This window comes from Enterococcus sp. AZ035, from assembly GCF_050548325.1.
GTDB classification, from domain to species: domain Bacteria; phylum Bacillota; class Bacilli; order Lactobacillales; family Enterococcaceae; genus Enterococcus; species Enterococcus faecalis.
The window spans coordinates 628,701-643,704 of sequence record NZ_CP172958.1 but is presented as its reverse complement, the minus strand read 5'-3'; the positions used below and the strand labels follow the sequence as shown (position 1 = coordinate 643,704).

11 protein-coding genes are annotated in these 15,004 nt (G+C 36.7%); 1 reads left to right on the top strand and 10 read right to left on the bottom strand.

What is annotated here, in order from left to right:
• Positions 1-24 precede the first annotated feature (24 nt).
• From dnaI to IGL32_RS03055, 9 genes are all read right to left on the bottom strand, one after another.
• Positions 25-954: a primosomal protein DnaI gene (dnaI, locus tag IGL32_RS03095; RefSeq protein ID WP_002370731.1), complete on the bottom strand. Its 930-nt coding sequence runs from the start codon at positions 952-954 to the stop codon at positions 25-27.
• Positions 954-2,363: a replication initiation and membrane attachment family protein gene (locus tag IGL32_RS03090; RefSeq protein WP_002379174.1), complete on the bottom strand. Its 1,410-nt coding sequence runs from the start codon at positions 2,361-2,363 to the stop codon at positions 954-956. The genes dnaI and IGL32_RS03090 overlap by 1 nt, the downstream gene beginning before the upstream one ends.
• 15 nt (positions 2,364-2,378) lie before the next feature.
• Positions 2,379-2,861, bottom strand: coding sequence for a transcriptional regulator NrdR (gene nrdR / locus IGL32_RS03085; RefSeq protein WP_002381296.1), 483 nt, complete (start codon positions 2,859-2,861; stop codon positions 2,379-2,381).
• A 179-nt stretch (positions 2,862-3,040) separates the two neighbouring features.
• Complete coding sequence (gene coaE, locus IGL32_RS03080; protein ID WP_002387006.1) at positions 3,041-3,640, bottom strand: dephospho-CoA kinase; 600 nt, start codon at positions 3,638-3,640, stop codon at positions 3,041-3,043.
• Positions 3,637-4,479 carry a DNA-formamidopyrimidine glycosylase gene (mutM, locus tag IGL32_RS03075; protein ID WP_002355756.1) on the bottom strand — a complete coding sequence of 281 codons (843 nt, stop codon included), beginning with the start codon at positions 4,477-4,479 and terminating at the stop codon, positions 3,637-3,639. The genes coaE and mutM overlap by 4 nt, the downstream gene beginning before the upstream one ends.
• A gap of 99 nt (positions 4,480-4,578) precedes the next feature.
• Positions 4,579-7,227, bottom strand: coding sequence for a DNA polymerase I (gene polA / locus IGL32_RS03070; RefSeq protein WP_002361339.1), 2,649 nt, complete (start codon positions 7,225-7,227; stop codon positions 4,579-4,581).
• A gap of 187 nt (positions 7,228-7,414) precedes the next feature.
• Positions 7,415-8,326: an aldo/keto reductase gene (locus tag IGL32_RS03065; RefSeq protein ID WP_002355754.1), complete on the bottom strand. Its 912-nt coding sequence runs from the start codon at positions 8,324-8,326 to the stop codon at positions 7,415-7,417.
• A 68-nt stretch (positions 8,327-8,394) separates the two neighbouring features.
• Positions 8,395-9,819, bottom strand: a complete 1,425-nt coding sequence (locus tag IGL32_RS03060) for a helix-turn-helix domain-containing protein (RefSeq protein WP_002410436.1) — start codon at positions 9,817-9,819, stop codon at positions 8,395-8,397.
• Between the two features lie 123 nt (positions 9,820-9,942).
• Positions 9,943-12,087: a heavy metal translocating P-type ATPase gene (locus IGL32_RS03055; protein ID WP_430600084.1), complete on the bottom strand. Its 2,145-nt coding sequence runs from the start codon at positions 12,085-12,087 to the stop codon at positions 9,943-9,945.
• 124 nt (positions 12,088-12,211) lie between these two features.
• Between IGL32_RS03055 and IGL32_RS03050 the strand changes: the two genes are divergently transcribed.
• The gene (locus tag IGL32_RS03050; protein WP_002381295.1) at positions 12,212-12,910 is read left to right on the top strand and encodes a helix-turn-helix domain-containing protein; all 699 of its coding nucleotides are present in this window, start codon (positions 12,212-12,214) and stop codon (positions 12,908-12,910) included.
• A 69-nt stretch (positions 12,911-12,979) separates the two neighbouring features.
• On the opposite strand, the gene IGL32_RS03045 is transcribed toward IGL32_RS03050, so the two are convergent.
• Positions 12,980-14,986 carry a KUP/HAK/KT family potassium transporter gene (locus tag IGL32_RS03045; protein WP_002381294.1) on the bottom strand — a complete coding sequence of 669 codons (2,007 nt, stop codon included), beginning with the start codon at positions 14,984-14,986 and terminating at the stop codon, positions 12,980-12,982.
• Positions 14,987-15,004 lie beyond the last annotated feature (18 nt).

The following is a 15,004-nucleotide window of genomic DNA, read 5'->3' as shown; positions in this document are numbered from 1 at the left end:
ATCCATAAAAATAAAAGGATTGCTTTAACCGTTTCGTCGATCATTTCCTGTCATCGTAATCTCTTTTGACAGATAACGCACACGTTCCATAATTCGTCTGGCTTTTAGCGGCTCTTGTTCTCCTCGTTGCGTCACGGTTAAATGCTCTTCTAAAGCTTTTAAATCTAGATTGGAAGAGAAAAAAGTAACTAATTGTTCTTGCATTCGGTATTGCAAGATTACGCTTAAAACGTCGTCACGAATCCAACTAGTCATGGATTCCGCACCAATGTCATCAATCATTAATATAGGGGATTTTTTTACTGCATCGAGCTTTTCACCAACTTGATCGCGACCAATGGCTTGCTTCATTTCTACTGTAAATGTTGGAAAATGAACAATTGTCGTAGTAAATCCACGTTCTGCTAAAGCATTAGCCATCGCACCTAATAAGAAAGATTTTCCTACACCGAAGGGGCCTTGTAAATAGAGCCCTTTATGAAATTCTTTTGGTGTCGCAGGATATTCTCTTAAAAATTGCATTGCTTCTGCTAACGCTTTGGCTCGACCTTGAGAAGATGGATCGAAATCTCGTAAATTTGCTTCTCGGACATCTTTTGGCATGTCCATTGCCCTTACTCGATTACGAATTTCTTCTTCCTTCTGACGGGCGATTAAATCAGCCGTTGGGACATACGTTACATCAATGTAATGAAAATTCAACATTAATCTTGGCTCATAGCCGGGGGCAATCATTGCCGGATCGTTTACTTGAAATTTCTTTTTTTCTTGAACAAATTCATACAGCTTAGCATAACTTTTACGAATATCTTCATCGGTTAAACGCTCTCGGTTTGCTTGTATAAAGGCTTGAACATCTTGATCTTTCAATACTTCGTTAACCAGCTCTTCATATCGTTCATTGATGTCACGCTTCTGGATAATTTTTGACATTTCTTTTCCTACGTCTTCCATCATTGGTCACCTCCTTGGTTTAAAAATTCTTGAATTTGTCGATCTAACTCGGCTTGTTCTTCTGGGGAAAGTTTTGTTTCATCGTTTGGCTGATCTGCCCATTCTGGCAATCGCTCTTGTCGAACAGTTTGGCGTTTCCCTGAATAATTTTGTTGTCGCTGTTTTTGTTTGGTTTGGCTTTGTTTTGCCAATTCTCTGACATGTTCAATTGCTTTTTCTGGTGAATGAATGCCACTTTGTCCCCATTCATTCGCAATTCGATTCACATACTCCGCTTTTAAAGTCGGTTGTTGTTGAATATTGTAAACATAGTTAATCAAAATATTAATCACACTAGTCGGTAAGCCTGATTTGGCAACCAAATATTTCACTAATGAACGTTCTTGTGGTGTCGTATAGCCGCCTCGACTATTTTTTAAAGCTTCTAAATATTGAATAGGCGGATTCTTTTCACTATCCATAATCATTTGAATATCCAGTTCAGAAAAACCATTCATTTTTAATGCGTTATATCGATACGTTTGTTGCTCTTCCACCGTCAATTGTGCTTGCTTGTTTGTCACTACGTTTGTTGATTGTGGTTTTTTATCAGGATCAAACGCTTGATGAATCGTTCGCACTAATTCCTTAGGCAAAATTCGACTTGTATAATAGTCAAATGATTTCGAAGCAAAGTCTACCATATCTAACTCATTGATGCCATATAATTGATGAAAAACATAGACTTCTTCTTGAAAACTAGCCTCATCTTCAGGCAGTTGTAAACCTAAACGGTGCAAACCTTCCACAAAATAGTGCCAATCAAAAGAATCCGTTGATACAGAAATTTTCTTCGATTTTTCTTTTTGAGAAAAAGTTTCTTGAATCGTTGTCAATCGGTTCGCTTCGGAAACAATTTGTTCTTCTTTAAAGGCATAAACCTCTTGAAAGCTAGCGGAAACATTTTGATAGCCCTCTGTTTTAGTAGGATGCGGTTGGAACTTTTGCACTAATTGATCAAATTTCCGTTGTCCAACCCGATTAAATAACACTAAAGCTAACACTTCATCTTTAAAAAAACGAGCGGCTGTTTCAGGTGCTTTTAAATAATATAAATAACAATCTCCTAATTCCCGATCTGTTTTTTTATACGTTTCTAGCAACCCAATGCCTTCTAATTTGTAGCAAGCTTCTTCTAATTGTTGGCAACTCAAGTCCAGCAAACTAATTAAATCTGCATGAAACAGCGAGCCATTCTCCTCTGAGTCTGTTGTTTCAGATAACAAAAGCCAATATAAACTAAACGCATTGGCGCCGACAATTGGTTGATATAAAAAGGTTAAAACCTCTTTCTCTTGATCAGAAAGCGGTGAATCAATAACCGCTTGAAAAATATTTTTTGGTTGGATTCTTTGCCGATTTCCTTTCAAAGAAAGACCTCCTTTTTAATTTTCTGAGTCAGGAGAAGAAGATTTTGCTTTGTCGACAATGTCCTGTAACTCTTTCAAAAACACGCTCATATCTTTGAATTGTCGATAAACACTCGCAAAGCGGATGTAGGCAATTTCATCTAGATTGACTAAATCTTCCATCACATATTCACCGATAAGCGTTGTAGAGACTTCATTTTCCCCTAAACTACGCACTCGATTTTCAACATTATCGACAATTTGAACCATTTGTTCCATAGCAACGGGTCTTTTTTCCGCAGAGCGAATGAGCCCACGCAAAATTTTATCACGATTAAATTCTTCACGATCCCCATTTTTCTTGATTACAAGTAATGGCGCCGCTTCAATTCTTTCAAATGTAGTGAACCGATAACTGCAATTTTCACATTCACGACGACGGCGAATTGCACGTCCATCATCTGCTTGACGGCTATCAATAACACGGGAATTATTATGATGACATCTTGGACAACGCATAACGTTCACCTCTTCTATTCTGTATAATTTTTGTTGCCTATATTATAACATGAAATTGCGCTATTACTAGGTCTTTAGAACTGGTTCTTCGTTGAATCTTTGCCATTTTTTAATAAAAACAAAGACTTTCACTGTTTTTTCTGAAATTTTCAAAACATTTTACGCCATTAAAAAAATATTCACTTCTTTCCAATTTGTTCCTCTAGCCACTTCTTCACTTGCTGTTCCGTTTCTTCTCTAGTTCCTTGGTTATCAAAAACGATATCTGCTCGTTCTTTTTTCATTTCAATCGGCCATTGGCTAGCAATTCGTTGTTGCGCTTCTTCTTCTGTTAATTGGTTTCGGGCCATCAGACGCTCTTTTTGAATCTTTTCTGGTACATATACCACAGCAACTTGATCCATGATCGCCTCATAATGAGCTTCATAAAGCAGAGGAATATCAACAATAACAAGGGCGGCTTTCTTTTTAGCTTCTTCAATTTGACGTAAAATTTCTTTTCTTAAAAAAGGTTTCAGCGTTTCATTTAACAACTCTCTTTTTTGAGGACTAGCGAAAATTAATTGTCCTAATTTTTTCCGATCCAATTCACCAGTTGTTAATACTATTTCTGGTCCGAAAGTTTCAACGATTGCGGCTAAGGCTGGTTGCCCTTTTGCAACAATTTCGCGGGCGATAATGTCGCCGTCAACAATTGGATAACCTGCTTTTTTAAAAAGAGCAACAACCGTACTTTTACCTGTCGCAATCCCTCCTGTAATGCCTAAAACTTTTGTCATTTCAATCGACGACCTTTCAATTGTTGGCATTGTGGACAATAATGCGTACCACGTTGTGCCACTTTTGTTTTAACAATTGGCGTACCACAACGATTGCAAGGTAAGCCTGTTTGCCCGTAGACATTCAACGCTACTTGAAAAGTCCCTGCTTCTCCTAACGCGTTTAGATAGGTGCGGATGGTGGTTCCACCTGCTTCAACAGCGCGTGCCAAGACGTCAATGATTGCTTGATACAACGTAGCAACTTCCGCAGGTTTTAAGGAATCTGCTGGTTGTTCTGGATGGATTTGCGCTTGCCAAAGTGCTTCATCTACATAAATATTCCCCAAACCCGTCACTAGCTTTTGATCTAACAGCAATGGCTTAATTGCTTTATGATGCTTTTTCAAGCCTTGTTGAAAAGTAGCTAATTGGAAAACGTCTGGTGTTGGCTCTGGGCCCAAAGCTAAAATCCCTTTATATTGATGACCTTGATTCTTAGGAACCAATGTCATACGCCCAAATTTCCGTACATCTAAATAACGTAATTGCGTGCCATCTGTAAAAGTAAACATTACATGGGTATGTTTGGCAATTTCATCATCAGCCTGATGAAACTCATATTTTCCTTCCATCCGTAAGTGAGAAATCATATCATTATCAGACAATTTAAAAATCAGAAATTTTCCTCTTCGCTCAATCCCTTCAATCGTTTGACCAGCTAATTGACCTTGAAATACATCAACTTCTGGTGATTCAATAATTCTTGGCCAAAAAACAATGACTTCTTGAATGGTTTTTCCTACAACAAGTTTTTCAAGTCCTTTTCGCACTGTTTCTACTTCTGGTAATTCTGGCATTATTTTTGCTCCTTTATATAAAGAGGTCTGAACGCTTAGATATCAACGTCCAGATCCTACTTATCCTTATTTTATTCATCGTTCTTAATGGGTAAGCTATTATTTTGCTTCATACCATGTTTTTCCCCAACTGCTATCGGTGATAAGTGGCACATGTAAGGAAACTGCGTGCTCCATCACTTCTTTGACGAGTTGATTTAATTGTTCTAATTCTGATTCTGGTACTTCAAAAACTAATTCATCGTGCACTTGTAATAACATTGTCGCTTGTAATTTTTCTTCTTTTAAACGACGCGCCATTTCAATCATCGCAATTTTTAAAATATCTGCGGCACTTCCCTGAATCGGTGTATTAATCGCTGTACGTTCAGCGAACGAACGTAGATTAAAGTTTCTTGAATTAATATCACTTAAATAACGACGGCGATGATACAATGTTTCCACATAGCCTTTGTCTTTGGCATCGCGGACTATCTCTTCCATATACTGCTTCACGCCTGGATATTTTTCAAAATAGGTGTCAATATATTGTTGTGCTTGCTTCCTAGTAATGCCTAAGTTTTGGGACAAGCCATAATCACTGATACCATAGACAATTCCAAAATTCACTGCTTTAGCTTGACGACGCATGTTAGGTGTGACATCTTCTGCTTTTTCAACACCGAAAACTCGCATTGCAGTGCTGGCATGGATATCTTGCCCTTCCACAAACGCTTCTTTTAAATGCTCATCATTAGAAATATGCGCGAGCACACGTAACTCAATTTGAGAGTAATCAGAAGAGAAAATCAACCAATTATCCTCTCTTGGTACGAAGGCTTCTCTAATTTTTCGGCCTTCTTCTAAACGGATAGGAATGTTTTGTAAATTAGGATCTACTGAGCTTAACCGTCCTGTTTGGGTCAGTGTTTGTACATACCGAGTATGAATTTTATTATCTGGCTGAATTACTTTTAAGAGTCCTTCAACATAGGTCGATTGAATTTTGGCAATTTGACGATAAGTTAAAATATCGGCCACAATTGGTGCTTGTTCTTTTAGTTGTTCTAAAACATCTACCGCTGTTGAATAGCCAGTTTTCGTCTTTTTGATCACAGGTAAGCCCATTTTTTCAAATAAAATAACGCCTAATTGTTTAGGTGAATTCAAATTAAATTCTTCGCCAGCTTCTGCATAGATTTTTTCTTCGATTTCTTTCAAGCGTTCTGAAAATTCTACTTGCATTTCTTTTAAGCGCGTGGCATCAACACGGATCCCAGTTATTTCCATATCGCCTAAAATACGAGAAAGTGGTAATTCCATTTTATAGAATAAATCAGCTTGATTCTTTTCTGTTAATTCGCTATCTAATTTGCTTGTTAAAAATTGAATTGCTTTAATCTTACGTGCTAAATGACCAAAGAAAACTTCTTCGTCCTCTGGCAAGCCTTTTTTGGCCCCTTTTCCATAAATAGCTTCATCAGATTGAATCGCATCATATCCGTAATGTTGTGCTACACCTTCAATATCAGCGTTATTGTCATTGGTATCAAGTAAATAAGCAGCCAATAAAACATCAAAGGCAATCCCTGTCATTTTTCCTACATAGCGATTTAGTGCAACGTACGTCCGTTTTGCATCGTAGACATTTTTTTTACGTGTCTCATCCATCAACCAATCGATAAATGGCTGACTTTCAAAAACAGCTAAATTATTCGTGGTATAAATCTTCTTGTCGTTGCCCCAAGCAAGGCCGACAATCGGTGACGTATGATAGTTATCTTCCATCATCTCAACATAAAGAGCCATATCGTCTGTAAACATTTCATTGGTTAACTGATCTTCGACTACTTCAAATAAAATATCTTCCATTTCAACAGGTTCTTCTGTAATGTCCAACTTAGCTAAAAATTGTTTAAAATCCATTTCTTTATAAAAAGGAACCAATTTTTCTAAGTTTTTCCCTTCATATGCCAAGTCTTCCACATTGACTTCGACTGGTGCATTGACTTCAATTGTCGCTAAACGTTTAGAAAGGAAGGCTTGCTCTTTATCATTAATCAAGTTTTCTTTCATTTTGCTTTTTTTCATTTCATCGATATTCTCATAAACCCCTTCAACTGAGCCATATTGTTTTAACAGCTTAATCGCGGTTTTCTCACCGATTTTCGTTACACCTGGAATGTTATCCGACGTGTCGCCAGCCAACCCTTTCATATCAATAATTTGCTTAGGCGTTAACCCATCATATTTTTCAGCAATATGCTCAGGTGTATATGATTCAATATCGCTAACTCCTTTAACAGTGATATCTACTTTGACAGTGTCCGTCGCTAATTGTGTCAAATCTCGGTCCCCTGATAACACGACAACATCAAATTCATCTTTATCAACTTTGTTGGCTAATGTACCAATAATATCATCTGCTTCATAGTTAGGTAGTTCATAATATTTTACGCCTAAACCTTCTAAAAGTTCACGAATATACGGCATTTGTTCTTTAAATTCCCCCGGTGTTTTTGAACGTCCGGCTTTATATTCTGAATAAAATTCTGTTCTGAATGTGGTTTTCCCTGCATCAAAAGCGACTAAAACATGAGTAGGCATTTCTTTTTGCATTACATTTTCAAACATATTGTTAAATGCATAAATAGCATTTGTATGCAAGCCGTTCTTATTTTTGAATCGTTCTAATGAGTTATGTAGCGCAAAAAATGCACGAAAGGCTACACTGTTTCCATCAACGAGTAATAATTTTTTTTTGGTCATTTTTTTCCCCTCATCTTTAGCAAACTAGTTTCCTTTCTATTTTAACAAAAAACTACAGAATTTGCAGTAGACGGCGATTGCAGAATGAAAGAAAAAGGTATTTGACATAGTTCCTTAGTGACAACTATATCAAATACCAAAATCAATCAGCAATACACGCTGGATCTTCACAAGTATGAGAATCTTTTTACGGCAAAACATTTCCCGCTGCACGATAAATATCGTACCAATCTTCGCGACTAATCACAATGTCTGCTGCTTTAGCAATTTCTTCAATTCTACCAAGATTCATACTTCCTGCGATGACTTGCATATTAGCAGGGTGGCGCAGAATCCAGCTGCTGGCTAAACCAGTTGGCGTTGTTTGATATTTTTCAGCCAATTCGCTTAATTTTTGATTTAACTCAGGGAATTTTTCATTTCCAATAAAGACACCTTCAAAATAACCATATTGGTACGGTGACCATGCTTGAATAGTCATTTGTTTCAACCGTGAATAATCTAAAATACCATGATCATAATCAATGCTTCCTGATATTTCCATATTTGTTTGTAAGCCTTGATCTACCATACCAGTATGCTTGATGCCAAATTGTAATTGATTGGCTAATAACGGTTGTTTAACAGCTGTTTTTAAAAGTTCAATTTGTCCTGGCGTTTGGTTACTTACACCAAAATAGCGAACTTTCCCTTGTTTTTCTAATAAATGAAAAGCTTCAGCTACTTCTTCTGGTTCCACTAAAGTATCTGGACGATGCAACAATAATGCATCGACTGAATCTACACCTAAACGCTGTAAACTCCCTTCGACCGCTTCTAAAATATGTGCTTTTGAAAAGTCAAAAAAGCCCTGACGAATCCCACATTTCGTTTGTATAAAAATATCTTCACGACGAATGGTACTTTCTTTTAAGGCCTTACCAAAAATGGTTTCGCAGTCGCCGCCACCATAAATGTCGGCGTGATCAAAAAATGTAATGCCATGATCATAAGCAGTTTCAATTACCTGTTGAGGATTTTCAGCACCATTTAAGCGCATACATCCTAAGATAACCGAAGAAACTGTTTCGTCACTTGTACCAAATTGCAGTTGTTTCATTTTAATATCCTCCTCATCCATTCCTCTTACTTCTTCATTTTAACACTATTTAGACAAAATTGGACTTCTTACGATAGATTCGCTTCGACTTTTTCAAAAAAAGCAGGAGATAATTCCTCTGGCAAATAAACCACTGTCTTAGAAGAAAGCGCTACGTTCATCTGAAACAAATGATTGACAATTAAGAGGTGTACTTGGTGAAGTTGATACGTTGGTTTTCCATGAATAATTGTAATATTCTTTTTTTCACTGAAATAGCTTTTTATAGATTGCCCCAACGCTTGTTCCTTTTCTGGAGGAAAGTCCGTCAATAGGCAAATAATATATTTTTTTTCATATAAAATCGGGTTAAATAAATCTAGGATGTGATAAAAATAGCAACTCGTCAATTCCCGTTCTTTTACTGAAGTAAAGACTGGATATAGGCGTTTTAAAAGCCTAATAAGTTTTTGTAATCTGTGCCAGGTTTGTTGATAACGAGCAGCGAGTGTTTGTTCCTGTTTATGAGCTGGCAACCATGCTTGTCCGTCTAATAAACTATTCATATGCGTACTTAAAAATCGACATAAATGAATTTCTTGATAATTAAAATGATGTTGTGTAAAATTTCTCCTAATTTCTTTCATAATAAAAATAGCTGTTTTTAAGCATAAACTTTCTATTTTCATTTGCTCATGAATAAAATACTTTCGCGCTCTCTTGCCAAAACAACCACCAAAATGTGCTTCAAGAATCACAAATAACGCTTTTTGTTCTTTAAGAGACATAAAAGAAGTGCTCAACACTTCCACACGAAATAAATAAAAAAAAGCACTTGTTTGTTGAAATAAATTAGCATTTGGCACTGAAATTTCATGCCCGCCTCTATATCGTTTCTCCCAAATATAAATTAGCCAACTAAGATGATTCTGTTGTGCTACATTTAAATCCAACTCAAAAAAGGTAATGATTTTCCGAGTCATTTCTCTGTTTTCTTCCAGACAGCTTTCTTGGAAAAACAAATAAAAACAAAGGATTAACTGTCGAATTTGCCATTCATTACCAGTTAAATCGTAATGTTTTTGACGTACAATAATATCAAAATTAACTAGCCAACGTCGAATATTAGAAAGTTTCTTCCGAAGAGTTGATTCCTGTAATTCCAATACCTGGGTCAATTGTGCATAATTGATTCGCTCTTCAATTAGACAACGTAAAATATAAAATTCGGGAATAAAATAACAAAATTTTTGTCTAAATCGAGCCAAGCCACAAACGCATAATTCACGATATTTTACAATTCCTTTGGTCGTTGTATAAATCTTACAAAGCCCTTCTATCTTAAACGTTTCCTGCTTTTTTTCAAAACGTTGAATGTAACAATGGATGGTTTTGTCGCTCACCTTTAGTTTTTCTGCAGCCATCAAAACAGAAAATGTCTGCTCTTGTTGCAGTAAATCCAACAATTCCAACATATTTTTATGTTCAAAAGACAATAATTCCTTGAAATCCATATATCGTCCCCTTTCACTCCCTTGTTATAAGAATACGTCAAATAAGGCAAAAATTTTTTTAAGAAGAAAAAAATAGAGAACAAAAAGTATTGATTACTTTCCGCTCTCTACAATTATATCGAATTATTTTTTTGAAATATGCAGTGTCATAGCATTTGCTGCTACAATAATTGTACTTAATGACATCAAGACAGCACCTACAGCTGGATTTAAAACAATCCCAATTGGTGCAAGAACCCCAGCCGCTAAAGGAATGGCGACAATATTGTACCCAGCTCCCCACCAAAGATTTTGGATCATTTTACGTCGTGTTTGTTTGGCTAAATCTAAGAACCTTAAAATATCTTTAGGATCACTATCCGTCAGTACAACATCTGCCGAATCAATCGCTACATCTGTACCAGCGCCTATCGCAATGCCGATTGAAGCACGGGCTAAACTTGGTGCATCATTAATACCGTCTCCTACCATCATGACCTGATGTCCCTCAGTAAGATATTGTTGCACAATTTTTTCTTTATCTTCTGGTAAGAGCTCTGCGTAGTATTCCTTCATTCCTAAATAATTAGCAACTGCACTGGCGGCTGTTTGATTATCCCCTGTTAACATGACTGGCGTAATTCCTTGCGCTTGTAACTCTGCAATAAATGTTTTAGCTTCTGGTTTGACTTTATCTCCTAAAGCAAGCAGTGCGACTAATTGACCAGCGATGATTAAATAGCTCAAGGTATTTCCTTGCTCTTGATAGTTTGTTTTAATTGTTTCATCGAAGGTTAACTGTAACCGTGCAACTTCTTTTTCATTGACTATTTTGACTTCTTGGTTTTGAACAGTAGCAACCAGTCCTACGCCTGATAAAGCTTGCAGATTATGGGCTTCATAAGGTTGAACGGCTTGTTTATTTAAATAGTTCATGATCCCAATTGCCAACGGATGATTTGCATTTTTTTCCAATGCCCCAATATATTTAAGTGCTTCTTCTCTAGTAAACTGCTTACTCATTAATTCTAAGCCAGTAACTGTAAATTGTCCTTCTGTTAAAGTTCCAGTTTTATCCAGCAACACATATTCAACCTTATTGGCTTGTTCTAATGCATTCCGATTTTTTAAAAGTAAGCCATTTTTAGCAGCAATGGAGGTACTTCTAGCAATCACTAAAGGAATTGCTAAGCCTAACGCATGGGGACAGGCAATAATAAAAACTGTAACCATTCGTTCAAATGCTAGCGACAAATCTTTCGTCGCCATTAACCAACCGATAAATGCTAACACACCTACGAATAAGGCAATATAGAATAACCACTTGGCTACACGGTCTGAAATGGATTCTAGTTTTGATTTTTCCGATTGCGCTTGTTTAACCATCTCCATAACTTTTGACAGGTAACTATTTTCACCCGTGCCAGTTACCGAAATTTCAATCATTCCGTTGCCATTGACAGCTCCACCAATCACGGAGTCACCAATGTTTTTTTCTACTGTTTTTGATTCCCCTGTAACCATCGATTCGTCGACTGTTGTGCTTCCTTTCAAAATTTTACCATCTGTCGGAATTTTATCTCCCGAACGAACAATCAAGCGATCGCCTTCTTGGACATCTTGCAAAGGAATTTCTTCTTCCCCATGTTCAGTCATTCGCTTGACTGTGTCAGGCAACAGTTCAGCCATTTTTTTCAAGGCATCACCAGCATTAGAAATAGCATTCATTTCAATCCAATGGCCTAAAAGCATAATAACAATCAGAGTGGCTAATTCCCAGAAAAAGTCCATCACGTGGGCCTGATTCGTAAAATGATTCATGTAAAACGCATATAAGCTGTAAAAATATGATACCGAAATCCCCATCGCAATTAACGTCATCATTGCTGGACTCTTTTGCTGTAATTCCATTCTAGCGCCACTTAAAAATGGTTGCCCACCATAAAAAAATAGCACAGTTGCTAAAATTAAGACCAACCAATCAGAACCTGGAAAAGTAAATTGAAAAGGTAATTGAAAACCCATCATTGGTGAAAGAACAATAATCGGAATAGCTAAAATCAATGACAGCCAGAATTTTTGTTTAAAATTCCCCATATGCATTGAATGATCCATTCCCTTCATTCCTTCATGTTGGTGTGACATAGCCATTTGTTCATGCGCCATATCATGATTCATGTGATTCATTTTATCGTGGGACATTGTTGGCTGTTTTTCCTGGTGTTGTTCATGATTATGTTTTGTTGACATATGATCCCTTCTCTTCTTAAGTATTTTCATCTTAAGCATAGCACAAGATGAAAATTGTTAGAAATAATTACTTTTTTTAGTTTAGAAAAAAAAGAGCCGAATTTTGCGTATGTATATTTTAAGAACACCTTATCCTCATATTTATTACAAAAGGAGTGTTTCAATGAAAATTACTACAAAGCAAGTCGGGGCACGCATGCGTGAAGCTCGAAAAAAGAAGAAGTACACTTTACGTTATTTAGCCAATAAAATTGGTTTATCTAGTGGAAGTACAATTAGTAACTGGGAACTAGGTTTGAATTTACCCAATAAACGATACTTAAAAAAAATCGCTAAAGCCTGTGACACAACAGTAGATTGGCTACTTTATGGTGATTTCGATCGATTTGTGCGCCAGCTATTAAAAGAAAATTTTCAAAATAAACAACTGCTAAAACCACCTTTTTTTACTCAGTTGATGGGACGTTTATCTGAAGAACAGCTATCCTATCACGATTCCTTAAAAATTATGATTCAAGCGCAAAAGTTACAGCAGTCCTTTTATGCTTTTCCTTTAACAGTAGAAGCCCCCTCTCATTCCCAAGAGAGTATTTCTATTTATGAACCAACAACTGCAGAAGAACAGTCTGACCAATCTTATTATCATCCGTTTATTTTGTCAGAACTCCATGAATTATTTACACATTCTCAAAATCCAGAATTGGATTATTCTCTGATTATCGCTTTTCTTCCTTTGTTAAAAGTAGATCAATTAACTGAACCTCAAAAAGAAGTCTTACTGGCCATCTTTAAGCGGATGAATTCCTTTAAAGACCAAACGCTTTTAAATGAATTCTTTGTGGAATTACAGTATTTACTCTGATTCTACAAAAAAGATTGAGCCATGTATCTCAAGGACTTAGGCTCAATCTTTTAGTTAAATTTCTTCTATTTATGAACGATTCTTTCGTTCGACTAAGTGCGTTTTCCGTTGTGGGCCAATGATTAAAGGAACGGATTCATATTTGACTTCACTGTATTCCAAGCCAAACCAACTTTCAGGAGAGGTAGTTAAGTTTTTGATAGCTAATTTTGCCTGCATAATTTGTCGATCCCATTTTTTCAGTTCAGAAACGTTAGATAATTCTTCTTGAATTAATACAAATTGGAAATCGCCAACTTCTCTCCCTGGCGTTAATGAATAACGTTGCGGCTGTTTTGGCAAGCGGCCTGTTTTCATCAAGTCATGAACAATTTGTCTTAAATATACATTCACTTCTTGAGAAATATGGAAGCCTAAATATAGCTGAACTTGCACAATAAAATCAGTCCCTAACATATCAACAGAATACTCTTGAGTAAAGGGTTCATCTGTTACCTGAACATTAACAAACCAATAAACATTCGCTCGTTTTGGCTGTTTGTCCAAAATCGAATAAATAATATTACGATTAATTTCGCCATCCACTCGATCGGAGGTTAAAAAGACCACGTTGGTTTGATACATAGGTACAGATGTATCTTCTTTCAAAGCTTTAAGTTGTGGTACATATTTTTCCAACGACACTTGTTCCGCCGTCGCTTCCTTAATCTCGTTGCCGCGTTCCCAAATAATCATGATGCATAACAAGAAGACTGCCATTCCCACAGCAACATATCCACCATGGAAAAACTTCGCAGCACTTGAAAAGAAAAAGACAACTTCAATGGCAGCAAAGAACAAGGAAATTAGATACGCAGACCAAGCTGGAATTTTATCCAAAAGATAAAACAACAATAAAATGGTTGTCATTAACATCGTAATCGTAATCGATAGACCATACGCAGCTTCCATGTGTGTCGATGTTCTAAAAGCCAGCACGATTGCTGAACAAGCTAACCATAAAATTAAATTTACCGCTGGAATATACATTTGACCGATATTGCTCCCAGGATAAATAATTTTAAGTCTTGGTAATAACTTCAATTTAATCGCTTCAGAAACTAAAGTATACGAACCTGATATTAACGCTTGCGAAGCAATCACTGCGGCGATTGTTGCAAAAACAACGCCAAATACGAGAATACCTCGTGGAATCATTTGGAAAAATGGGTTAATTTCAGCTAATGCCTGCATTTCAGGGTTTTCTTTGACCGTTAACAACCACGCAGCTTGCCCTAAATAATTAAGAATCAAACAAATCTTAATATACGGCCAGCTAATGCGGATATTCATTTTTCCTACATGCCCTAAATCAGAATATAAAGCTTCAGCACCAGTTGTAGCCAAGAAAATATTCCCTAAAATAAATAGACCTAATTTATTTTCTGGACTGACTAGTAATTGCAAAGCATAATATGGATTTAATGCACGAATAACCGTCCAATCTTGGCTAAAATTCATTAAACCAATGATGCCTAAAAAAGTAAACCACAAGAACATAATCGGCCCAAAAGCTTTCCCGACCAATTCTGTTCCAAATCGTTGAACAGAAAAAAGAATTAAAATAATCGTCAACGTAATAACCACTATAATCGTTTGGTCATTGCCAAAACGTTCAAAAAATGCTGGAATCCCCCGTAAGCCTTCAATCGCTGTCGTCACTGTCACAGCTGGGGTCAAAACGCCATCAGCCAGTAAAGCGGCGCCGCCAATCATTGCGGGAATAATCAAATACTTACTTTTTTTACGAACCAATGTATAAAGAGAGAAAATCCCACCTTCTCCATGGTTATCAGCATTTAAAGCAATAACAACATATTTAATCGTGGTTAAGATAGTCAATGTCCAAAAAATTAATGAGACCGAACCTAAAATAAACGATTCAGAAACCCGTGCCAAGCCACCATTATCTCCTACAATGGCTTTCATTACATATAAAGGGCTCGTTCCAATATCTCCATAGACAACGCCCATGGCAACTAAGATCCCTGCCATCGTAAATTTCCGACGATCAAACCCCTCTGCTTTGTGTAACACAATACTTTCCTCCTACAA